Source organism: Mesorhizobium sp. LEGMi-168a (assembly GCF_058312955.1).
Genome location: NZ_JBZEGV010000113.1, coordinates 1 through 1,265, shown reverse-complemented (window position 1 = coordinate 1,265; position 1,265 = coordinate 1). Strand labels below are relative to the sequence as shown.

The 1,265-nt window shown below is 57.2% G+C and carries 2 protein-coding genes; both read left to right on the top strand.

All coding sequences use genetic code 11. The annotated features are described in order from the left end of the window. Window positions 1-570 (top strand): tyrosine-type recombinase/integrase (locus AC4FWB_RS34270; protein WP_491030625.1); only part of this gene is annotated, 570 nt, incomplete at its 5' end. Next, window positions 567-1,025, top strand: a complete 459-nt coding sequence (locus AC4FWB_RS34265) for a hypothetical protein (protein ID WP_491030624.1) — start codon at window positions 567-569, stop codon at window positions 1,023-1,025. The genes AC4FWB_RS34270 and AC4FWB_RS34265, both read left to right, overlap by 4 nt. Window positions 1,026-1,265: the final 240 nt, after the last annotated feature.

Here is a 1,265-nt window from a genome sequence, read left to right as displayed (position 1 = left end):
TTCGCAGCGTTGCGTAAGCGCGATGGGACCGGCGCGCGGGCGCTTGAATTCGTCACGTTAACCGCTGCGCGATCCGGTGAAGTGCGCGGCATGGAATGGCCGGAAATCGATTGGGACGCCAAATTGTGGATGGTGCCGGCGGCTCGCATGAAGATGAAAAAGCCGCACACGGTCGCGCTTTCCGATGCCGCGCTGGCAATTCTAACCGCGATGAAAGAGGCGGCGACCGATAATAGCAAATATGTTTTTCCGGCGATCCGTGGCGGCATGCTGTCCGACATGACGTTGAGCGCGACCATGAAGCGGATGCACGAAAGCGAGGTGGAAGCCGAGCGCGTCGGATGGCTGGACAAGCATTCAGGTCGTCCAGCCGTTCCCCATGGGATTCGTTCCACCTTTTCGGATTGGGCCGGCGAGCTTTCGGACTATCCCCGCGACATGCGGGAATTCGCCCTGGCTCATGCCATCAACAGCGACGTTGAAGCCGCGTACCGGCGCGAAACAATGGTGGAAAAGAGGCGCGCCATGATGACCGATTGGGCGGCTTTTCTGGCGGGTAGCAAGCAATGACCGACGAAGCGTTGAACGAAGCAATGAACGCGCTCACGGCGGCCCGTGGCGGCGATTTAAGCCTAGTGATCGCGCGCATTGCCGACGAACGCGTTGCGCTCACTTTTCTGGAGCGGGCTTTCATCATCGAACAGCTTGCGCCTAGAAAAAAAGGCCGCAAATCAGACGACGACGAAATAGAAATTTACCAATGGTATAGGCAAGCGGTCGGACTTTCACACAAGGACGCGATCACGGCAACCACACGGGCACTGAAAGGCAATATCGATGAGCGTTCGTGCGAAGCGATAGAAAAACAAATCCGGCGAAAGCGACGTACTGACTTGGGTCCAAGCTTCAAGATGTATGTCGAATTCTATAAGCAGGGAAGCCGATCACAACTGATACTGCCAGCCGCGTTGCGTGATCCGCAATTGAGCCTTGCGCGCGTGGAACTAGACCAGCGGACAGAATAGGGCGCTCTTTCTGTCCGGTCAAACTTGTAGCAACCCGGCGCATCGTGTGTAATTTGGCTGTCATCCGTTTCACCGTAAGGATGACAGCCACATGGCCAAGCCAATTACCGCCAACTCCAAGTATCTGACAGATGTACAGGCCGGCGAACGCTTTGCCGTGGACCGTACGACCATTTGGCGCGGGACGCGCACCAATCCGGCCTTTCCCAACCCTGTAAAGGTATCTGCCGGCGCGACCCG

What these genes read in the sequence shown, in the direction of transcription:
- AC4FWB_RS34265 (WP_491030624.1), top strand. Translation starts at nt 567, where the DNA reads ATGACCGACGAAGCGTTGAACGAAGCAATGAACGCGCTCACGGCGGCC.